This window comes from Thermoplasmata archaeon (genome assembly GCA_035632695.1).
In the GTDB taxonomy this organism is placed as follows: domain Archaea; phylum Thermoplasmatota; class Thermoplasmata; order RBG-16-68-12; family RBG-16-68-12; genus RBG-16-68-12.
In genome coordinates, this window is record DASQGG010000142.1 from 15,884 (window position 1) to 36,998 (window position 21,115).

Below are 21,115 nucleotides of genomic sequence, written 5' to 3' on the forward strand. Positions count from 1 at the left end.
GGAGGGTGATGGCTCGTGTCTGCGGAATCGTTGCTTGTGAACGTCGAAGAGCGCGGGACGGCGGGCGATGCCACCGAGGAATTCATGCGGCGGATGCTCAATCTCCCTATGGGAGACAAGCTCCTCAGTTGCATCCAGTGCGGCATGTGCAGCGGTGCATGCCCTCTGGGCTACGCGATGGACTATACCCCCCGGAAGATGATTTCCGCCCTGCGGGCCGGTCGGGTCGATGATCTCTACCGCAGCGGTGCTATCTGGCTATGCGTCTCCTGCTTCAACTGCAGCTACCGATGCCCGGTCGGCGTCCCGATCACCGACCGCTTGATTGCCGGCCTGCGGGAGGAGTTGCTCGGCCGCGGGGTTGGCGTTCCCCCGGAACTCCAGGCCGCCTTCGAGAAGACCTCGCGGTACGGCAATCCATTCGGCGAGTCCCCCAAGAAGCGGGATGCGTGGACGAAGGAGGCGGGGGTGGAGGTGCCCATCCTCCATGACGGGGACTCCGCGGAAGTCCTGTGGTGGGTCGGGTGCTTCGGCTCTTACAACAAGCGGAATCTCAAGGACACGATTGCGCTCGCTCGGATTCTCACGGCCCTCGATGTGGACTTCGGGATCCTAGGCGTGGACGAGCGGTGCAGCGGGGACCTCCGGTGCACGAGCCAGGGTGAGGAGGGTCTGTTTGACGTTCTCTACCAGCACAACGCGGAGGAGCTGGGGAAGCGGCGGTTCAAGGAGGTCCTCGTCGGCGACCCCCACGCCTACAACGCGTTCAACAAGGAGTATCGCCGCCTGGGTACGCCGCTGGACGTCAGCCACTACACCCAGTTCCTGGCGGCTCGCGCCTCGGACCTCAAGCGACGGATGAAGAAGGACATCACCGCGAAGGTCACCTACCACGACTCCTGCTGCATCGGCCGGCGGAACGGAGAGTACGAGGCGCCGCGGACCCTGCTCGAGACGATTCCCGGCGTGCGCCTCGTCGAGATGCCGCGGAACCGGGAGAACGCCTTGTGCTGCGGAGGCGGTGGGGGCGCGAACTGGCTGGACAGCTACATCTGGCAACGCACTCGGGTGCCTCTGCCCATGCAGCGGGTCCAAGAGGCCGCGAAGACCGGCGCGGAGATCCTCGCCATCCCCTGCCCCCTCGAAGTCCCACGCTTCGAGGACGCCATCAAGACCGCAGGTCTGGAGGGGCGTCTCCAGGTCCGCGAGATTTCCCACATGGTGGCCGAGGGCCTCGGGCTCGTCGGGGGGTCCCGGGCGTGAAGATCGCGGTGATCCTCCGGCAGGTTCCGGATGTCGTCGAGGAACTTGTGATCTCCGAGGGTGGGAGAAGCCTCGCGGAGGACGAGGTCATGCACATCACGAACGAGGGGGACGAGCACGCCTTGGAGGAGGCGCTCATCCTCAAGGCGCGCCACGCCGCCCGGGTCACCGCAGTAGCGGTGGGCGGCGACGAGGCAAGAGACTCCCTGGCCACCGCCACGGCCAAGGGGGTGGACGAGGCCGAACTCGTCCCCGTGCCGCCCGAACACCGGGGCGACAACGTGCGGCTCGCCTCCGTCCTCGGCCCTCTGCTGAAGCCCGCGGGGTACGACCTGATCCTCACGGGTGTCTGGGCCGCCGATCAGCTGGACGCCGGACTCGCCGGCCTCCTGGCGATGCATCTCTCCGCTCCCTATGTCGGCGGTGTCGTGTCCGTCTCTCTGAATCCCGACCGGACCAGGGGGACCGTCCACAAGGAGTTCTCCGGTGGACGCCTCGGGGTGATGGAAATCTCCCTTCCCGCCGTTCTCGGGATCCAGTCGGCCGAGCAACCTCCCCGCTACGTTCCCGTGAGTCGGGTCGTACAGGCCAAGCGCGCCCTCCAGGTGCGGGAGCGGGCCGAGGCTGCTCAAGTTGTCGAGGGAATCCGGCCAGCGAAGCTCGTCAAACCCACCTCAGGCGCCAAGGCCGAGATGCTCCCGGGTGACGCAAAAGGCGTGGCGGAGCAGATCGTCCGGATTCTTCGGGAGCGTGGGATGGCATGATTCCCCGCGAGGTCGTCGTCGTCGCGGAGCACTTGGGAGGGGAGGTCACAGATACCACCCTCGAGATGCTCGCCTGTGCGCACGACCTGGCCCGGTCCGTCGGGTGGCGCGTCACTTGCCTCATCCTTACGGACAATCCGAAACCGTTCCAATCGCTTCCCCTCAACGCGGACAAGGTCCTCGTCGTGAAGGATGCGGGGCTCGGAACCCCCAATCCGGCAGCGTACGCTCGCGTCCTCCCGCATGTGCTGAAGGACCTGTCCCCACGGCTTGTGATCCTGGGAAACACGAGCCTCGGCATCGACTTGGCCGGGCCGCTGTCCTTTACCCTCGGAGCACCCGTGGTGAGCGGCTGCGTGGGCGTCCGTGCGGAGGGCGATCGCGTCATCGTCACGAGCCGGCTCTGCGGCGGCAAGCTCCAGGCCCAGATCGAGCCCGGCGATGGCCTGACAATCGTGCTTCTCATGCCCGGGACCGGCCATCGGGAGCTCGGGATGCGGGACGAGGTCCCCCCCTTCGAGATCCGTTCGTCACCCGCGCCCCTCGAGTCCCTCCCTGTCCGGTTCCTGGAACTCGTCGAGCCGAAGATGGAGGACCTCGACGTGAGGAAGATTCCGGTCCTGGTCGCCGCGGGCCGGGGGATTCAGTCCAAGGACAATCTGGGTGACCTGGAGGCGTTGGCCAAGGAACTCGGGGGCGCCGTGTGCGCGACCCGCCCGGTCGTGGACCAGGGATGGCTTCCCCGGAGTCGTCAGGTCGGGCGGTCCGGGATGACAGTGAAGCCGCGCCTCTACCTGGCGCTCGGGGTCAGCGGCGCTCCGGAGCATACGGAGGGCATGAAAGGGTCGGACCTGATCATCGCGGTGAACCGGGACCCCGAGGCGCCCATCTTCGACATCGCGCACTACGGGGCGACCGTGGACCTGCTCGAGCTCGTCCCGATCCTGACCGAGAAGCTTAGGGAGGCGAAAGGGGGCGCATGAACCTCGATCAGATGGTCCTCACCGGGATCCTCGTCGTCTCCGGGCTGCTCTTCTCCGCGAGGGTCTTCCAGATCGTCCGGGGCGTCCGCAAGGGGATGCCAGAGCGTTGGTGGGACCACCTGGGTGCCCGCATCAAGAACGTCGTGCTGGATGGGATCTTCCAGCGGAAGATCTATCGGGAACGCCCGGCGGGAGTCCTGCACGCGTTCATCTTCTGGGCCTTCGTGTTCCTCTTCTTCAGCGTCGTGGAGATCGTTACCGCGGGGTACATCCCCGGTTACACCCTTCCTTTGGGACCCCTGGATGGCCCGCTCTATCTCGGGCAGGATCTCGTCGCCGCCCTCGGCATCGTGGGCGTCCTCATGGCGATTTACCGCCGGACGGTCTCGAAGCCCAGGCGCCTCATGCATGAAGGGAACCGGGCGGCCATCGTCATGCTGCTCTTCATCCTCACCATCCTCGTCTCCTTCCTGTTCTACAACGCGGCCCGAATCGTCCAGGATGCGTCAACCGCGATGGCGTCATGGCGGCCGGTCAGCGCTCTCCTCGCCGCCGCCGTGTCCGGCGCCGGGTGGGGTGGGCTCGCTCCCAGCCTAGAGTCCGCCATGTGGTGGGTCCACATCCTCTCCCTGTTCACGTTCCTGGCCTGGTTCCCGTACACGAAGCACTCGCACATCGTCTTCGCCGTCTTCAACGTCTTCTTCCGGAGACCCGAGCCCGCGGGAGCTATGCGTCCCGTGGCCGCAGAGCGGGTGGAATCCCCGGGAGCGGGCACAGTCCGCGATTTGACGTGGGTCTCCCTGCTCAACGCCTTCGCGTGCACGGAGTGCGGTCGCTGCACGGACAACTGTCCCGCGCACGAGAGCGGAGCCGCCATGGACCCCATGCACATGATGATGCGCTTGCGGGACGCGGTCCTCGCGAAGGGGGGCACCCGTCCGAACCCGCTGGCATCGGCTGCCGATGGGGGTGTCGCATCCGCGGAGGATCTGTTCCTGTCCGTCCAGACGCCCGACGCCGTCTGGTCCTGCATGACCTGCTACGCCTGCGTGGACGGTTGCCCCGTGTTCAACAACCACCTGTCGAAGGTCCTCGAGATGCGCCGCCGCCTCACGGCGCGAGGAGAACTCAACGCGGGTCTCCAAGGAACCCTGGAGAGCCTCTCCCGGTACGGCAACTCGTTCAAGGCGACTCCCAAGGCTCGCACGAAATGGACCCGCTCAGGGCCCACCCCGGTCAAGGACGCACGGAAGGAACCTGTGGACTTCCTCTGGGTCGTGGGCGACACCGCGTCGTACGATGCCCGGTGCCAGGGCCTCACAGCCCTGACCGCGGGCGTGTTCGCGCGCTCGGGAGTCGATTTCGGTACCCTGAGCGACGGTGAGTGGAACGCGGGGAACGATGTCCGCCGAGTCGGAGAGGAAGGCCTCTTCGAGACCTTGCGGGACCACAACGCAGAGGCCATGAGGGCGTGCAGGTTCCACGACATCGTCACCACTGATCCGCACACGTACAACACATTGAAGAACGAGTACCCCCGCGCGAACGGCGGGCGGGTGCTCCACTACACGGAACTGCTGGACGAGCTCATCGGGTCGGGCCGGCTCCGGTTCTCGAAGCGTCTCCCCTACCGGGTCACGTACCACGACCCGTGCTACCTGGGCCGATACAACGGTGTGTACGACGCGCCGCGCAGGATCCTCCAAGCGGTCGGCGTGGAACTCGTCGAGATGCCCCGGAACCGGTGGAAGAGCTTCTGTTGCGGGGCGGGCGGCGGCCGGATCTGGATGGAGGAGATCGCGGGGGAGAAGCAGCGGCCCGCGGACATGCGGGTCCGGGAGGCCGCGTCCCTGGAGGGAGTGACCGTGCTCGCGGTCGCCTGCCCCAAGGACTACGTCATGTTCACCGACGCGGTGAAGGCCGCCGGACTCGAGGCCTCGCTTCAGGTGCGAGACATCATCGAACTCGTGGAGGAAGCTCTATGACGGAGCCGCCGAAGATCGGAGTGTACATCTGCGACTGCGGGTTCAACATCGCGAGCGTCGTGAACGTGCCCGATGTGGTGGACTACGCGAAGGGCCTCAAGGGCGTCGTCGTCGCCCGGGAGTACAAGTACATGTGCTCGAGCCCGGGCCAAGAGACCATCCAGAAGGACATCCGCGAGATGAGGGTGAACCGCGTCGTCGTGGCCTCCTGCTCGCCCCACCTCCACGAGGCCACCTTCCGCCGGGCCGCGGAGAGTGCGGGAGCCAACCCATTCCTCGTGCACATGGTGAACATCCGCGAGCAGGTGTCCTGGGTCACGAAGGACCCGCGGCAGGCCACGGAGAAGGCCAAGGCGCTGGTGGCCGCCGGCGTAGCCCGTGTGGCCCTCCACTCCCCGCTCGAGCGCCGCTCCGTACCCGTTCGCAGCGAGGTGCTCATCGTCGGCGGTGGCATCGCGGGCATCCAAGCTGCGCTGACGGCGGCAGAGGCGGGACGCCATGTCTACCTGGTTGAACGGGAACCCTCCATCGGGGGCCACATGGCCAAGTTCGACAAGACGTTCCCCACCCTGGACTGCGCCGCGTGCATTCTCACGCCCAAGATGACGGCGGTGAAGAACCATCCCGACATTACCCTGCTGTCCTACTCCGACGTCGTTGGCGTGGACGGCTTCGTGGGGAACTTCAAGGTCCGGGTGCGGCGCAGGCCGCGGTATGTGGACGAGGCGAAGTGCGTCGGATGCTTCGAGTGCATCGAGCAATGCGTATACAAGACGGCGAAGTTCCCGAGCGAGTTCGATCTCGGCCTGGGCAAGCGGAAGCCCATCTACATCCCCTTCGCGCAGGCGGTGCCCCTGGTGGCCGTGATCGATCCGGGCACGTGCATCGAGTTCAAGACGGGTCGCTGCAAGCAGACCTGCGTGGACGCATGCGGGGATCGCGATGCGATCGACTTCCAGCAGAAGGAGCAGATTGTGGAGCTTGATGTGGGGACGATCATCGTCGCGACCGGATTCCATGTCTTCGACGCGGCCCGGATGACGAACTACGGCTACGGGCGGCTGCCCGGCGTGTTTAATGCCCTGGAGGTCGAGCGGCTCGCCGCCTCGAACGGGCCCACGGGTGGGGAAATCCTCCTTCGGGACGGACGCACGCCGAAGGCGGTGGCCATCGTGCACTGCGTCGGTTCGCGGGACGAGCACTACAACACGTACTGCTCCAAGGTCTGCTGCATGTACTCCTTGAAGCTTGCCCACCTCGTGAAAGAGCGGACCGGGGCGGAGGTCTACAATTTCTACATCGACATGCGGACGCCGGGCAAGGGCTACGAGGAGTTCTACCACCGCCTCATCGCAGAGAACCTGCATCTCGTGCGGGGCAAGGTGGCCGAGGTCACGGATCTGGCCGAGAACCCCGCGGAGGAGGGCAGGCTCACGGTCGTGGCCGAGGACACGCTCCTCGGCGTGATCCGCAGGGTGCCCGTGGACATGGTCATCCTCAGCGTGGCGATCGAGCCTCAACCGGACCGGGAAGAGGTGCGTCGGATGCTCAACATGTCGTGCAGCTCCGAGGGGTTCTTCCTGGAGAAACACCCGAAGCTGGCGCCCGTGTCCACGATGACCGACGGCATCTTCATCGCCGGGACCTGCCAGGGCCCTAAGGACATCCCGGAGACGGTGGCGCAGGCCGAGGCCGCGGCAGCCGAGGCCATCGCCCTCACCAGCAAGGGATCCATCCAGCTCGAACCCAACCTCGCATCCATCGAGGAGGGACTGTGCTCCGGTTGCCAGATCTGCATCCCCCTGTGTCCCTACAACGCGATCGAGCTGGACCGGGAGAAGATGGTGGCTCGGATCAGCGACGTCCTCTGCAAGGGATGTGGTGTGTGCGTCGCCGCGTGCCCGAGCGGAGCCATTTCCCAGAAGATGTTCGAGGACGATCAGCTCCTCCATGAGCTCGAGGGGGTGCTCTCGCGATGATGGAGATTCCGAAGCCAGAGATGCGCAAGCCGGAGTTCGAACCGAGGATCGTCGCCTTCGTGTGCAACTGGTGCACCTACATCGCGGCCGACGCGGCGGGCGTCGCCCGCTCCCGGTACGCCTCGAACGTGCGGCTGATCCGCACGATGTGCTCCGGCCGTGTGGACCCCCAGTTCGTCCTGACGGCGTTCGAGAAGGGCGCCGACGGAGTCCTGCTCTGCGGCTGCCATCCGCGGGACTGCCACTACAGCTCGGGGAACTACAAGACCCTGAGGCGGTACACCCTCCTCAAGAAGATGCTCTCCCAGATGGGCTTCGAGGAAGGTCGGCTCCGACTCGAATGGATTTCCGCCTCGGAGGCGGAGAAGTTCCGCAGGGTCGTCGAGGACATGACCGAGCAGGTCCGGAGGTTGGGCCCACTCGATCTCGACGGGGGCGATTGAATGGCAGGGAAACCCAAGGTGGCCTTCTACTGGTGCGCCTCGTGCGGCGGTTGCGAGGAGGCCGTGGTGGATCTCGCAGAGGGCGTCCTAGACGTGGTGGCCGCGGTCGATATCGTGTTCTGGCCCGTGGCTTTGGACTTCAAGGTCACCGACGTCGAGGCGCTGCCCGACGGCGGCATCACGGTGAGCTTCATCAACGGGGCCGTCCGTCTCTCGGAGCAGGAGGACATGGTCCGCCTCCTCCGTCGGAAGTCGAAGTACGTGATCGCGTTCGGGAGCTGCTCCCACCTGGGAGGCATCCCCGGACTCGCGAACCTCTGGGACCGGCGTTCGATCTTCGAGTGGTACTATCACAAGGCGCCCAGCGTGGCCGACGGAGGATCCCAGGAACCGCGGGAGAGGGTGGAGGTTCCCGAGGGCACGCTCGAGCTTCCCGCGTTCTGGGACGTGGTGAAGTCGCTGGACCAGGTGATCGACGTGGATTACTACCTCCCCGGCTGCCCCCCGACCCCGAAGCTCATCGGGAACGCGGTGACCGCGCTCCTCAAGGGGGAGCTGCCCCCGAAGGGCGCTGTGCTCGCAGGCACGCGGGCCCTATGTCACGAGTGCCCCCTGAACGAGACCAAGCCCGAGAAGCTCCTGATCAAGGAGCTGAAGCGGGTCCATCTCACGAAGGTGGATCCGGAGAAGTGCCTTCTCGCCCAGGGAGTCTTATGCCTCGGCCCGGTCACGCGCGGCGGGTGCGAGGCCCTCTGCGTGAAGGGAGCCATGCCCTGCACGGGTTGCTTCGGTCCCACGGACGAGGTGCGGGACCAGGGTGCGAAGGGCATCTCCTACCTCGCGTCCATCCTGGACTTCGACGACGAGGCGGACATCCGACGGGCCATGGAGGCCGTCCCGGACCCGGTGGGTACGTTCTACCGGTATGCGCTGCCACGCTCCATCCTCATGCGCTCGCGAGGGGTGAAAGCCCATGGCTGACCCCGTCGTAATCAACCCCATCACACGGCTCGAAGGTCACGGGAAGATCACGATCTTCCTCGATGGGAAGGGCGAGGTGTCGCGGGCGTACTTCCAGGTCCCGGAGCTTCGTGGCTTTGAGAACTTCCTCGTGGGCCGGCAGGCCGAGGACGCGCCGCAGATCACGTCCCGCATCTGCGGCGTGTGCCCGACCGCCCACCACACCGCTGCTTCCAAGGCCCTGGACGATCTGTTCAAGGTGGATCCGCCCCCGGCCGCCAAGATGATCCGCGAGATGCTGTACAGCGTCTTCATGCTGGAGGATCACGCACTCCACCTCTTCTTCTTGGGCGGGCCTGACTTCGTGGTCGGCCCCACAGCCCCCAAGGCGGAGCGCAACGTGCTCGGGGTGATCCAGAAAGCGGGCTTGGAGATCGGGAAGCGGGTCATCGCGATGCGGAAGGAGCTGCGCGGGATCCTCACGGAGCTCGGCGGCAAGACGATTCATCCGGTGTTCGGCCTCCCTGGCGGCGTCGCAAAGGCCGTCACCCCGGAGATGCAGACGCGATTCAAGGAGACGGCCACCCGTGCCCTCGAGTTCGCGCAGTTCTGCGAGAAGCTGTTCGAGGACGTCGTCCTCGAGAACCCCGCCTACGTCAAGATGATCATGTCGGACGCGTACACGCACCGCACCCACTACATGGGCCTCGTGGACTCGCAGCTCCACGAGAACTTCTACGACGGGCAGTTGCGAGTCGTGAACCCGACGGGGGCGGAGGTCGCGCGGTTCCCGGCGCAGCAGTACCTGGACTACATCGCGGAGCACTCGGAACCCTGGACCTATGTGAAGTTCCCCTTCCTCAAGAAGATCGGCTGGAAGGGGTTCGTAGACGGGGAGGACAGCGGGGTGTACAGCGTTGCACCTCTCGCCCGGCTCAATGCCTGCAGCGGGATGGCAACCCCCCGTGCCTCGTGGCTCTATGAGAAGTACTTCGAAACGCTCGGCGGCAAACCGGTCCACCACACGCTCGCGAACCATTGGGCGCGGGTCATCGAGATCGTGTATGCGGCCGAGCGCCTCCAGGAACTCGCGCACGACCCTGGAATCGTGGACCCCGACATCCGGACCCTTCCCACGGAGACGCCCAAGGAAGGGATCGGAGTGGTGGAGGCGCCGCGGGGGGTTCTGATCCATCACTACACGAGCGACGAACGGGGCGTGCTCACGTCCGCGAACCTCATCGTGGCGACGCAGCACAACGCCGCACGGATCGCGATGTCTGTGGACAAGGCGGCTCGGAGCATGATCCACAAAGGCGTCGTCGACGACGGCATCCTGAACCAGGTCGAGATGGCCTTCCGCGCGTACGATCCGTGCCACGCGTGCGCGACCCACTCCCTGCCTGGCCACATGCCCCTCCTCCTGCAGATCCACGGGCCGGACGGGCGCGTCGTGCGGGAGATCCGACAGGACGGCTGAGCATGGCTCTTGTGATCCTCGGCCTGGGGAACGACCTGCTCGGGGACGACGGCATCGGCCTCCTGGCGGCGGACGCCCTCCGAGGCTGCGAGGGGCCCGAAGTGGCGGTCCGCACGTCCGTCCAGTCCGGGCTCTATCTCCTCGAGCACCTCCAGGGCTTTGAGGATGCGATCGTGGTTGACTCGGTCGCGGGAGACCATCCGGGGACCATCCGCGAACTCCGCGGCGCCGACCTCGCCGAGATGTCCGTGCCGTCCGCGCACTACGTCGGCCTGCCCGAGGCGCTTGGCCTGGCCCGCGCATCGGGGCTCTCCGTGCCGCATCGCCTGCGGATCTTCGGCGTCGAAATCGACATCGCCCAGCGCATTGGCTCTCCACCCGGGTCCGAGGTGGTCGCGGCCCTGCCGCGGCTCGTCGCTGCAGTTGTCACGGCCGCGCGGGAGTGGGGATACGCGGTGCCGGATGCGCCGGCCCCGGAGGTGCCCGCCCATGCATGAGTATGGGTTGATGCAGGATGTGGTAGACCTTGCGGTGGAGACGTGCCGTAAGGCCGACGGCCGTCCCGCCCGTTGCGTGCGCATCGAGGTCGGGGAGTTCACACTCGCCTCCCGCGAGTCCTTGGAGACCGCGTACACGATCCTCACGCAGGGGACGCCCCTAGAGTCGTCGTCCCTCGAGATCACGGAGGTCCCGGGGAAGGCCGCGTGTCCATCGTGCGGGTTCACAGGCTCCGCCGCAGATCTCGATCCCGAGCTGTGCGAACCGCCCGCCGTCCTGCTGTGCCCTCGGTGCGGCTCTCCTCTCTTGGTCACGTCGGGGGCGGGAATCGCCCTCGTGGAAGTCCAGCTTACCGATCGCGGACGCCGGCAGGAATCGGAGCCTGCGCACGGGGTGCGTTAATGGCCTCATCACCCGCGTCCCGGGACGGCTTCGCCGGCCAGGCCTCCGCGATCCAAGTTTCCCGCGGAATCGGAGCGTGATCGTATGGCAAGAACGAATTCGGTGTCGGCGACTCGGGCCCTGCGTCCCGGGATCGCGCTCGTCCTTGTGACCGTGCTCGTGAGCGGCATCTCCAACTTCGTGAACTTCAAGGCTGTCCAGGGCACCGACGTGGACGCCTGGATCGCGGTTCGGAATGCCGCGGTCGCCGGGATGCTCGTCCCCATAGCGGTCCTCCTCAGCCGCGGCACGCGCCTGCGGCTCCGCCGCACGGACTGGCTGCGCCTCGCGGCGATCGGCCTCGTCGGCGGCGCCGTGCCTTTCCTCCTGTACTTCCACGGCTTCCAGCTGGCCGCCGGCGAGGGCGGTGCGGCAACCGCGAGCCTGGGGTACCGCAGTCTCTTCCTCGTGGCCACGGTCCTTGGCGTGCTCGTCCTGCGTGAGAAGGTGCCGCGGCGCTTCGCGGTTGCGGCGGGATTGCTCCTTGGCGGTAACGTCCTCCTACTGAGCCTGACGGGTCCCGTGTGGACGGACGGAACCGCGTACGTGCTCCTGGCGACGGTCCTCTGGGCGGCGGAGTATACCCTGTCCAAGAGCGCTCTCAAGAGCCTGCCGTCGGGGACCGTCGCCCTGGGGCGGATGGGGTTCGGTGCGGTCTTCCTCGTCGCGTACCTTGGAATCACGGGCCAAGCCTCCTCGATCGCGGGCTTCGGCTCCGCGGACTGGATGAACCTCGCCGTGAGCGCGCTCTTGCTCTTCGCCTTCGTGACGACATGGTACGCGGGCCTCAAGACCGTGGACCTCTCCGTGGCGAGCTCGATGCTCGTCCTTGCATTTCCGGTCACCTGGTGCCTGAGCGTCGTGACGGCCGGTCGTGGAGTCTCCGTGACACAGGCCGCGGGCGCCGCGGCCGTGGTCGCGGGCGCGGGGGTCCTCGCGGGGATTGCCGGGCTCCGCGGCGTGTGGGCCCCTTTGGCCAGATTGGCGCGAATCAGACTCGTGCGCGGGGCATGAGCGTGGGCTCCGCACTTCTCGGTACACGTCCACGATTCAGCGTACGGGTAACGCAAGGATGGTCGGCAGTGGAGGTCACCGAAGCTGACGCGCGCCGCTAGCATAATCGACCGGCAATGCATACAGGGGGCGGTAGTCGTAGGCTACGTCGCGGAGGGCGAAGCACGAAGGGATCTGCCTCGAGCACCGCAAGGCCTCGGCGGAGGAGCTGATGCTCGCGGCCCCTGAACTCCGCATCCTCGTGTTGGGGCTGGGCGATCCCACACAAGGGAACCCCGGGATCGGGGGCCGCTTGGCCCGATCCTTGTTCAGCGCGTTCGACGGGGTCGAGGTCCGCTCCGGCTCCGAGTTTCCCGGGTTCTCGGAGATCCTCCACGACTTCGATCTCGTGATTATCCTGAAGGCCCTCACGTACTGCGGGCGCGTGGGCCACGTTTCCCTGGGGAGCACCTACGCCCTGGACGGTGGATGGGGCGTCCATCCTGCGCGCTCGGAGGACTTGGCGAGCGCGATCGAGTATGCGCGCCTCATGGGGCACACCCTGCCGCGGATTGAAGTGGTCAACGTCTGCGTGGGCACGGAGGATTGGCCCGAGAAGGGCTTGAGTCCCACCGTGGCCTCCATGTACCGGGGGATTGTGGGCCGCGTCCGCGCGATCGTGAAGGACCTGATTCGTCAGGCGGAGCTGGCGGAGAAGGAATCCTTCGTCTGACTACGCCTTCAGGGCCCTCCACAGGAGGGGCAGGGAAACGTCGTACCGGTGCGTGACGTAGGAGTGCGTGTCGTCGAACTCCTCGTACACGTGGCTCACGCCGTGGGCGGTGAGCTTGCGGTGCAGGGCGCGTGCACCCCAGATCAGGTTGTACTGGTCCCTCGTGCCGCAGTCGATGTACACGAGCCGCATGCGGCGCAGGCGTCGGGCGTACCGGTCGACCATGACCACGGGGTCCCAGCGCCGCCACCGTTCCCACACCTCCGGCCGCCACTCGCCCGTCTCCAGGTCGAAAGGGAAGTCCGTCCCGAGTTCCTTGCTCCGCGGGTTCGGCGAGTAGGCGGCGGCCATGCCCACCGTGTTCAGGACCGAGGCGAACTCGTTCTTCCGCCGATTCGGCTGGCGCCAGTACCACCGCAGCCACCCCGCCGGGCCGCCGTGTTCCCGGAACGCCGCCAGAGCCGGCGGAAAGTCTTGGATGTAGCACAGCTCGAAGCAGGAGTCGCCCGAGTGGTCCGCGAGGGCCGACCACGTTTCCGGGTGGAGCATGCCCTGGACGATGGACCCGTACCCGCCGGACGACTTGCCCCAGATGCCGCGGCGCCCCACGCGGTACCGCCGCTCGACGAAGGGAACGACCTCCTTCCGCAGGTAGTCATCGTAGGCACCCGTCGCGGACGAGTTGATGTACTGGTTCCCGCCCACCTTGGTGAAGCAGTCCGGCGCGGCGATGATCATCGGCCCGCACCTTCCGGAGGCGATGAGACGATCCATCTTCGACGCGAGATCCTCGGAAAGCGGATCCACGTTGAACAGGCTGCGGCCCGTCCCCGTGTAGCCCACGATGCCGTAGACGATCGGATACCGTTTCGTCGCATCGTAGCCCGGAGGCAGATAGAGCGCCAGCGTGCGCCTCGTTGGATCCCTGAGGGGGTTTCCTCGGAGCACCCTCGAGTCCACCGTCTCCAGAACGACCTCGCCGTGTTGCATTCCCAAACCTCCTGGGGTCAACGGAGTCCCCGGGAAAACGATTGGGGTTGGTTCGGACGGCCCCGCACGCCGCGTCCGGCCGACTGGGAAGACCCGCTTTAACCGTCGGGCTTCATGGCGGGGGCCCGGAAGGGGAAGCGTTCGTATGCCGCCGCTCAAATACCACGACGGACAGATCGCGATCCAGCAAGAAGCGAAGACGAGCCGGATTGCGGACATCCTCTCGCGATGGGTCGGGCCCATCGAGGAGTTCGCCCACGACGCGGACCTCTTCGTGTTCGCGGCCTCCTCCGGGGACGAGTTGCGCTTCACCGTGCTGGCAGGTGAGCCCTCCCTCGTCCAGATTCCGGACGGTCCGGACCTCCGGATCCGATTCCATCCGATGTGGGCGGACGCCCTCCCCTCCGGCCGGTGCGGCGGCCTTGCCATCAATCTGCCCCGGGCACGCCGGGTGAGGCTGAACGGCAACCTAATCCGGAGGGATGGGGCGGCCGAGCTGGTGCCCCTGGAGACGTTCACCCTCTGTCGGAAGTACATGGCCCCGTTCGTTTCCCTGGAATCCGAGGTGCGGGTGGGGCCTTCGAGACGCGAGCCCGTGTCCACCGCGAATCCCGACCTCATCGCGCTCGTTGCGGGCGCGGAGACCGCGTTCCTCGCGACAGCCGGCCCCGACGGCGGGCCCGATGTGGCCCATCGCGGCGGGCCTCCGGGATTCCTGAGCCTTGACGCCCCGGGGCGACGCCTGACCTGGACGGAGTTCGTGGGCGATGGGGTGTTCAAGAGCGCCGGAAACATCCGGGCGACCGGGGCGTTCACCCTGTTGGTTCCCGACTTCACCACAGGAGATGGGGTCGAACTTCTGGGCCGCGCGACGTACACAAACCTGAAGACCGATCGCACCTGGAGGAGGGACGCACTCGTCCAGCATCGCGACCCCTTTCCGCCGCAGGGCAGGATGGATGCCGAGGTCACGAAGGCGTACCGCCTCCGGCGGGTCGTGTGGCCCAGGACCAAAGCGGCGGATGTGGTCCGCATCACGTCGTGCTCGACGGTGGACGAGCAGGCGCCCCAGTAGCGCCCGCGGTCGCTCCCTGGTACGAACCTCACTGGCGGTAGTCCTCGGGCCAGAAGCCCAGGTCCACCCGGACGTCCGCGAGGCGCCCCAGGTTCGTTCCGTCCAGGAGGTGTAGGGAGGCCTGGTCCACGAGAAGTAATCCCTCGCGGAAGAGCGGGCCTAGGAACCGCGCGCGGACGTCGTTCACGGGCATCCCGCCGCAGAGCTCGTTGAACGCGGGGACCACGATCGCCTCGCGTGGGAGCTTCGGGTAGCGCTTCGACGTGCGGGCGAAGGGGAGGCGCATCCAGCACGGAACGATCTCTCGACGCCCGAACGCGTCCCGGAAGCCCACCGCGGGATGGTTGTGTCCCATGACCAAGGTGCGCGCCTCCATGACCTTCTTGTAGGGCCACGCATGGCCGTGGCAGTAGCCCACATCGCCCTCGCGAAACCCGTACGGGGAGCGAAAGCGGACGTTCCGCGGCAAGATGTTCCTCAGGATCCCGTCGTGGTTCCCCTGGGCGATCGTGATGGAGGCGAAACACTCTCCCAGATCTCGGAACAGCACGTACACGTCGCGCCGCTCCCGGGATGCCATCCGAGGCACGAGGTGCTTCACGTCCCCCAGGACTACGAGGCGGGTCGCGCCCGTCCTCGACGCGAGGTCAGCGAGCCGCCGGCCCATGACCTCGGCTCGGCTCGGGATCTGGACGCCCTTCTCGCGGAGCTCCTCCTCGAGTCCGACGTGGAGGTCTGCCACGACGAGCGTGTCGCCCGCGAGGAGCGACGGCGAATCGGGCACGGGCTCGAGGTCCACGCGTCGCGGAAGGGACCGGCGCCCTTAACCCTTCCGCGGTCGCCGCACCAGACGCGGATGTCGGGGCAAAAGTGTTATGTCCGCGCGCCATGAGCGGGCCCCATGGCTTCCGCCGCGCTGTCTCCGATTCCCACGCCCGATCGGACCGCCCATCCGTTCCACACGTACGACATGATCCACGAGATCCCGGACTCCTTCCGAGAGACCCTCCGGAGGATCGCGGACCCTGCGCGGAGCGAGGCGGCCCAGCTGGCGGATCGGTCTTTCCTGGCCTTCACGGGTTGCGGCACCGCGTTCTACTCGGCGATGCTGGCGCAGCGATTCGCCGGTGCGACGTCGAGCGAGCGAATCCGCTCCGCGTCGGTCACCGCATTCGAGCTCGCGCGGTACGGCCCCCGGACCGATCGGTCCTCGGGAGTGATCGGGGTCTCGCACAGCGGGATTACCAAGACCACCGTGGACGCGCTCCGGGAGGCGCGGGCGAGAGGTGCCCGGACCGTGGGGGTCACGCACTTTCCGGATCGTCCCATCGCCACCGCGTCCGATGCAACCTTGGTCGCGGGCAACGGCCCCGATCTCTCTCGCTGCCACACCAAGTGCTACGTGGCGGGTGCGCTCGCTGCGGCCCAGGTCGCGCTCGAGTGGCGTCTCGCCGCCGGCCGCGAACCGCGACCGCAGGTCGGGCCCGTATTCGAGGCATTCCACGCCTTCCCCTCCCTCTTGGAAGAGGTGATCCGGTCCACGGAGAAGATGTGCGAAGACCTCGCGACGGAGCATCTTGCGCGGGAGTCCGTGTCCATCTTCGGAGCGGGCCCGAACCTTCCCACGGCGTTCGAGGCCGCGCTCAAGATTCGGGAGACAAGTTTCCTGCCCGCCCTCGGCATGGAGACGGAGGATTTCCTGCACGGGTCATGGCAGTCCCTGAACCGGGAACGTCTCGTCTTCGTCGTGGCGACCCAAGGTGGCTCCCGTGCCCGCGCACTCGACCTGATCCGAGCGGCCCGGACGGTCGGGGCCCACGTGGTGGCCGTCGCCTCGGAGGGGGACCGGGAGGTGGAAGCCGCGGCCGAGGAAGCCGTCTTCGTACCGAAGGTGGACGAACTTGTATCTCCGTTCCTGAATATTATTCCCCTGTACCTCTTCGCCTACTTCTCCAGCGTCCGGCGGGGCCACAACCCGGACCTGCTGCGGTACCTCGATCCGACGTATTGGCAGGCTCGACAGATCGTCTTCCCGCCGGGCACGCACTGAACCCCGGAGTCAGACGAGGAACTCCGCGAGGACGCGGCCCAGGTTGTCCGCAACGTCGGTCGCGGTGAGGCCGTAGCTCTTGACCTTGAACGCCAAGTCGCCCGCGAATCCGTTGGAGAAGGCGCCGAGGCGCGCCGCGTCGAACGGGGCGACGCCCTTGCAGAGAAGCCCGCCCACGGCACCGCAGAGCACGTCGCCGGTCCCGCCCACGGTCATGCCCGGATTTCCCGTGTAGTTCAACTTCGTCCGTGCGCCGTCGCTCACGATGTCCACGTGGCCCTTGAGGAGAATCGTGATGCCCAGGACGCGGGCGGCTTCCTGGACCATCTTGGCCTTCTCCTCGACCGCGTCCGGGAGCGTCTTCCCGGTGAGCGCGGTGAACTCCCGCGAGTGGGGCGTTGCCACAGCCCGCTTGCGCGCGAGGATCGTGGGTTCCTGGCCCACGGCCCGGATGGCGTCCGCATCGAAGACGATGGGCTTGTCCACGCCTTTGATGACCGCCCGGACCGTGGCGAGCGTACCGACGGCGTCCCCGAGTCCCGGCCCGATCGCGATCGCGTCCGCCTTCGCGGCAAGGTCCAGGATGACCTCGAGATCCTCGTTGAGGAGGCGGTGCCCGACGAGGGGATGGACGATGAAGTTGGGGGAGTACGAGGCGACGATCTCGGCGGCGAGGGCCGGCGTGGCGATGTGCACGAGGTCGGCTCCCATCCCGAGGGCGCCCATGGCGACCAGGGCCGGGGCGCCCGTGAACGGTCCCCCCGCGATGATGAGGAGGCTCCCGTTCTGGCCCTTGTGGCTTTCGGCCTTGGGGCGAGGGAACAGGAAGAACTCGCCGGGACCGATCGTCCGCGCGACCTGCGCCGGGATGCCGATGTCCGCGATACGAATCGTGCCGGAGTTCTCCGGGGTCATGCCCTCCTTCGCGTCGTGCAGCGTGACCGTGACCTTCGGCTTGACCGCGATCCCCGAGCCCAGGCCGCTGGGCACGTCCACGCTCAGGATCGGCTTGCCGGACGCGTTCATCTCGCGGATGACCGTCGCGTAGGGTTCGCGAAGCGGTCCGTCGACGCCGATGCCCAGGAGGGCGTCGACGACCAGATCGGCCTCAGCCATGGAGGTCTCGCTCCGTTCGAGCCCCTCGTAGAGCGGGACGCCCTTCAGCCGGGCGAAGTTCGTGCGGGCTTCCTCGGTCGCGAACTGATCGGGCGACCGGGCCAGGAGGACGGTGACCTTGGCCTCCTCCGCCAGGAGGCGGGCGGCGACGAGGCCGTCGCCCCCGTTGTTCCCCGTGCCGCAGACGACGAGGACCTTCTTCCCCGCGATGCCGAACTCGTGGCGGGCCGCGTCGGCCACGGCCCGGCCGGCGTTCTCCATGAGGTCGAGGATGGACACGCCAAAGTGCTGCGCGTTCCGGTCGAGGACCCGCATCTCGGTGGCGGTGATCATCGGCCGCGCATCCGAGCGTGTCTAGTTAAACCTTGGGCGAGGGGTCAGGTCCGCAGCTTGCGACCCAGGATCCGTTCGATCTTGTCGACCTTCTGCACGATCTGGTTGGCCGCGCCCTTCCGGTCGTCGATCTTGATGATTGTGGACACCCGATCGCAGTCCGCGGAGACGGCCTGGTGGCAGCGGAGGATGAGGGCCATGATTTCCTCGAGCGGTCCTTCCACCACGGTCCCCATGGGGTTCAGGCGGTACGGGAGGCCGCTCCGGTCGATCAGGTCGACGCATCGGGCCACATACTCCGAGACGCTCTCCCCCTTCCCGGTCGGCGAAATGCTGAACTCCGCGATGGCCATGGACAGCCCCGACACCCTGATATCCCGATCCGTTCTTGCGCGTTTCGTGCCCGTGGACTACGCGCGGCTCGCGGCCGACTACGACGAGGTGCGCGGGAGCGAGCCCTTGGACCGCGAGTACTGGTTCGCCACGCTCTCCGAGGTGGGCCGGCTGCGCCGGGGAGACCGGGTCCTGGACCTCGGAGCGGGGACGGGCCGTTTCTCCAAGATCGCTGCCGAGGGCGCCCAGGTCGTCGCGGCGGACATCTCCCTCGACATGCTCGCCCGTGCTGCGGGCAAAGGGCCCTTTGACCGGGTCCGCGCGGATGCGCACGCGCTCCCGTTTCGGGTGGACGCGTTCGATGTGACTCTCCTCGTCATGGTACTTCACCAGCTCGCGGACCTCCGCGCAGCGCTCCGGGAGGTGGCTCGTGTCTCGCGCCGTGTTGCGATTGCCACGTCGGACATGCGGACGCGGACCCTGGGCATCTTGGACGAGGCGTTCCCGAGCCTCCTGCAGATCGACCGAGCTCGCTTCCCCGGGATCGACCGCATCGTTGACGGGCTCAAGGCCGCAGGCTTCACGCAGGTCGTGGTCGAGGAACGGCCGCTCCGCCGCACCCTGACGGTTCCCCAGGAGCTGGATCGTGTCCGCCGGAAGTACATCTCCACGTTCGACCTGCTCCCGCCCGGGGAGTTCGAGCGCGGCGTAGCCTTCCTGGAACGGGAGCTTCCCAAGCGGTACGGGGGAGCCTTCGAGACGAACGCCGCGTTCACGTTCCTAGGCGCTTCAAGATGAGGTCCGCCCGGTCCGAGCAGGCCGGGCAGTACGTCCGGCCCTTGCGGTCCGTGTCGGAGAGGCGCTCGGAGTAGAACATGACGCACTCCGGATGGCCGTCGTGGTGGGCGAGCCCCAGCGTGTGACCGAGCTCGTGGACCGCCTCCTTCTCGCAGCGGTCGAGGAACCTCTTATGCCTCCGTGCGGTCGTGCGGGCCAGGAGCCGCCGTGGCGTGCGCGCGCTCGGCGGCCGTCCACGCAATCGCGCGAGGGAGATCACGGCCGCGCGTCCTTCGATTTGCGCGTACCCGAACACGGACCGGAGCTCGCCCTCGTACAGGTCGGCCTCCGTGACCCCGAGGACGCGGTCGCCGGGTTCCGCGAGGCACACGTCGAAGAGGCGGGTGGCCCGGTACTGTCCCCGGGTCCGCTCAAGGCCGTCGGCCGGAAGAGGCGCCACGGACGCCGTGTCCACCTCGCCGAACTCCTGGAGGCGATCGGCCAGGCGGGCCAGGACACCGCGATCCACAGGCCCGATGGGTTTCAGGGTGAGCCTCATCCTTTGACGACCCCGATGGGGACCATCCGCGCGACGATCTTCGTGAGCCCCGCGCCTTCTGCAATCCGGACCACGTCCTCGACATTCTTGTAGGCGCCCGGCGCCTCCTCGACGATGCCCGCTTTGGTGGCCGCGTGGATGTAGATGCCTCGGTCCCCGAGCTGCTTCACGACCTCGTTCGCCCGGTACGTTCGGGTCGCCGCGGCCCGGGACATGCGTCGGCCCGCGCCGTGACAGCTCGACCCGAAGGAGCGCGTCATGGCCGTCGGCAGGCCCACGAGCACGAACGAGCAGGTGCCCATGTCGCCCGGGATCAGGACGGGTTGGCCGATCTCGCGGTACTTCGACGGCGTCTCGGGGTGTCCCGCGGGGAACGCTCGGGTCGCGCCCTTGCGGTGGACGACCACCTTGCGACGATGCCCCTCGACCTCATGCTCTTCGATCTTCCCGATGTTGTGGCACACGTCGTAGACGATTTCCAAACCCAGGTCTTCGGCCGAGCGACCGAACGACTTGGCGAACGCGTTGCGGATCCCATGCGTGATGACCTGGCGGTTGTTCCAGGCGAAGTTCGCGCCGCAGCACATTGCGGCCCAGTAGTCCTGGCCCTCCTTAGAATGGACCGGGGCGCAGGCGAGCTGCAGGTCCGGGAGGTCGATCCTCTCGCGCTTCACGACGCTCTCGCAGGTCGCGATGTAGTCCGAGGCGATCTGATGCCCGAACCCGCGGGAACCCGTGTGGATCATCACGCACACCTGGTCCGGCCGCCGGAGGCCGAGGGCCTTCGCCGCGGCCTCATCGTAAATCCGGTCGATCTTCTGCACCTCGAGGAAGTGGTTGCCCGAACCCAGGCTCCCGACCTGGTCCTTGCCGCGGGTGATCGCGCGGTCGCTCACCTTGTCGAACGACGCGGACGCGAGGTGACCGCCCGCCTCGATGTGGAGCGGGTCCTCGGGCCACGCATAGCCCTTCTCCACGGACCACGCGACGCCCTCTGTCGCCAGCCGCCCGAGGTCCTGGCGGGAGACCTTCACGAGCCCACCCTCCCCCACGCCGCTCGGTACGTTGTGGAAGATCGTGTCCGTGAGTTCACGGATCTTCGGGCGCACCTCAGACTCGCTGAGGTCCGTGCGGAGGAGGCGGACGCCGCAGTTCACATCGTAACCTATCCCGCCGGGAGAGATCACGCCTTCGTCGTGGTCGAACGCCGCGACACCGCCGATCGGAAAACCGTAACCCCAGTGGATGTCCGGCATGGCCAGGGAGCGGCCCACGATGCCCGGCATCGTGGCCACGTTGGCCACCTGCTCGGCGGCCTGGTCCTGGCGGAGCTGCGCGATCATGGGCTCGTCGATAAAAA

General features: G+C 67.1%; 21 protein-coding genes. 15 read left to right on the plus strand and 6 right to left on the minus strand.

The features are described from left to right. The first annotated feature begins 15 nt into the window (after positions 1–15). From VEY12_09065 to VEY12_09120, 12 genes are all read left to right on the plus strand, one after another. Positions 16–1,263, plus strand: coding sequence for a (Fe-S)-binding protein (locus VEY12_09065; protein ID HYM40272.1), 1,248 nt, complete (start codon positions 16–18; stop codon positions 1,261–1,263). Then, positions 1,260–2,027, plus strand: coding sequence for a hypothetical protein (locus tag VEY12_09070; protein ID HYM40273.1), 768 nt, complete (start codon positions 1,260–1,262; stop codon positions 2,025–2,027). Before VEY12_09065 ends, VEY12_09070 begins: the two co-directional genes overlap by 4 nt. Beyond that, positions 2,024–3,010: an electron transfer flavoprotein subunit alpha/FixB family protein gene (locus VEY12_09075; protein ID HYM40274.1), complete on the plus strand. Its 987-nt coding sequence runs from the start codon at positions 2,024–2,026 to the stop codon at positions 3,008–3,010. The genes VEY12_09070 and VEY12_09075 overlap by 4 nt, the downstream gene beginning before the upstream one ends. Continuing rightward, a complete protein-coding gene (locus VEY12_09080; protein HYM40275.1) occupies positions 3,007–4,995 on the plus strand; it encodes a heterodisulfide reductase-related iron-sulfur binding cluster in 1,989 nt (662 codons plus the stop codon). Before VEY12_09075 ends, VEY12_09080 begins: the two co-directional genes overlap by 4 nt. Beyond that, a complete protein-coding gene (locus VEY12_09085; protein ID HYM40276.1) occupies positions 4,992–6,974 on the plus strand; it encodes a CoB--CoM heterodisulfide reductase iron-sulfur subunit A family protein in 1,983 nt (660 codons plus the stop codon). Before VEY12_09080 ends, VEY12_09085 begins: the two co-directional genes overlap by 4 nt. A 20-nt stretch (positions 6,975–6,994) precedes the next feature. Next, positions 6,995–7,417 carry a hydrogenase iron-sulfur subunit gene (locus tag VEY12_09090; protein HYM40277.1) on the plus strand — a complete coding sequence of 141 codons (423 nt, stop codon included), beginning with the start codon at positions 6,995–6,997 and terminating at the stop codon, positions 7,415–7,417. Then, positions 7,418–8,398 carry an oxidoreductase gene (locus VEY12_09095; GenBank protein ID HYM40278.1) on the plus strand — a complete coding sequence of 327 codons (981 nt, stop codon included), beginning with the start codon at positions 7,418–7,420 and terminating at the stop codon, positions 8,396–8,398. After that, the gene (locus VEY12_09100; GenBank protein ID HYM40279.1) at positions 8,391–9,857 is read left to right on the plus strand and encodes a Ni/Fe hydrogenase subunit alpha; all 1,467 of its coding nucleotides are present in this window, start codon (positions 8,391–8,393) and stop codon (positions 9,855–9,857) included. Before VEY12_09095 ends, VEY12_09100 begins: the two co-directional genes overlap by 8 nt. Before the next feature lie 2 nt (positions 9,858–9,859). Next, on the plus strand, positions 9,860–10,354 hold the full coding sequence (locus VEY12_09105; GenBank protein HYM40280.1) for a hydrogenase maturation protease: 495 nt from the start codon (positions 9,860–9,862) through the stop codon (positions 10,352–10,354). Next, positions 10,347–10,757, plus strand: a complete 411-nt coding sequence (locus VEY12_09110) for a hydrogenase maturation nickel metallochaperone HypA (protein ID HYM40281.1) — start codon at positions 10,347–10,349, stop codon at positions 10,755–10,757. Before VEY12_09105 ends, VEY12_09110 begins: the two co-directional genes overlap by 8 nt. Positions 10,758–10,859: 102 nt before the next feature. After that, positions 10,860–11,810, plus strand: a complete 951-nt coding sequence (locus tag VEY12_09115) for an EamA family transporter (protein ID HYM40282.1) — start codon at positions 10,860–10,862, stop codon at positions 11,808–11,810. Positions 11,811–12,021: 211 nt separating this feature from the next. Then, entirely contained in the window at positions 12,022–12,522 is a 501-nt protein-coding gene (locus tag VEY12_09120; protein HYM40283.1) for a hypothetical protein, read from the plus strand. On the opposite strand, the gene VEY12_09125 is transcribed toward VEY12_09120, so the two are convergent. Further along, positions 12,523–13,512 (minus strand): alpha/beta hydrolase-fold protein, encoded by a 990-nt coding sequence (locus VEY12_09125; GenBank protein ID HYM40284.1) that lies wholly within the window; start codon positions 13,510–13,512, stop codon positions 12,523–12,525. A gap of 145 nt (positions 13,513–13,657) precedes the next feature. Here VEY12_09125 and VEY12_09130 point away from each other — a divergent pair, with 145 nt between their 5' ends. After that, the gene (locus VEY12_09130) at positions 13,658–14,587 is read left to right on the plus strand and encodes a pyridoxamine 5'-phosphate oxidase family protein (protein HYM40285.1); all 930 of its coding nucleotides are present in this window, start codon (positions 13,658–13,660) and stop codon (positions 14,585–14,587) included. A 28-nt stretch (positions 14,588–14,615) separates the two neighbouring features. Here the strand turns inward: VEY12_09130 and VEY12_09135 are convergent, their stop codons facing one another. Then, the gene (locus tag VEY12_09135) at positions 14,616–15,386 is read right to left on the minus strand and encodes a metallophosphoesterase (GenBank protein HYM40286.1); all 771 of its coding nucleotides are present in this window, start codon (positions 15,384–15,386) and stop codon (positions 14,616–14,618) included. 102 nt (positions 15,387–15,488) lie between these two features. Between VEY12_09135 and VEY12_09140 the strand changes: the two genes are divergently transcribed. Beyond that, positions 15,489–16,637 carry an SIS domain-containing protein gene (locus tag VEY12_09140; protein HYM40287.1) on the plus strand — a complete coding sequence of 383 codons (1,149 nt, stop codon included), beginning with the start codon at positions 15,489–15,491 and terminating at the stop codon, positions 16,635–16,637. Positions 16,638–16,646: 9 nt separating this feature from the next. Here the strand turns inward: VEY12_09140 and VEY12_09145 are convergent, their stop codons facing one another. Both VEY12_09145 and VEY12_09150 read right to left on the minus strand, forming a co-directional pair. Further along, positions 16,647–18,086, minus strand: coding sequence for an NAD(P)H-hydrate dehydratase (locus VEY12_09145; protein ID HYM40288.1), 1,440 nt, complete (start codon positions 18,084–18,086; stop codon positions 16,647–16,649). A 44-nt stretch (positions 18,087–18,130) separates the two neighbouring features. Beyond that, the gene (locus VEY12_09150) at positions 18,131–18,439 is read right to left on the minus strand and encodes an MTH1187 family thiamine-binding protein (GenBank protein ID HYM40289.1); all 309 of its coding nucleotides are present in this window, start codon (positions 18,437–18,439) and stop codon (positions 18,131–18,133) included. Positions 18,440–18,485: 46 nt separating this feature from the next. On the opposite strand from VEY12_09150, the gene VEY12_09155 reads away from it, so the two are divergent. Beyond that, on the plus strand, positions 18,486–19,217 hold the full coding sequence (locus VEY12_09155; GenBank protein HYM40290.1) for a methyltransferase domain-containing protein: 732 nt from the start codon (positions 18,486–18,488) through the stop codon (positions 19,215–19,217). Here VEY12_09155 and VEY12_09160 read toward each other — a convergent pair. Together VEY12_09160 and VEY12_09165 are read right to left on the minus strand one after the other, a co-directional pair. Further along, entirely contained in the window at positions 19,192–19,755 is a 564-nt protein-coding gene (locus VEY12_09160) for a peptidase zinc-dependent (protein HYM40291.1), read from the minus strand. The two genes, VEY12_09155 and VEY12_09160, sit on opposite strands and share 26 nt — an antisense overlap. Beyond that, positions 19,752–21,115: RtcB family protein (locus tag VEY12_09165; GenBank protein ID HYM40292.1), on the minus strand; the 1,364-nt coding region annotated here is incomplete at its 5' end. The genes VEY12_09160 and VEY12_09165, both read right to left, overlap by 4 nt.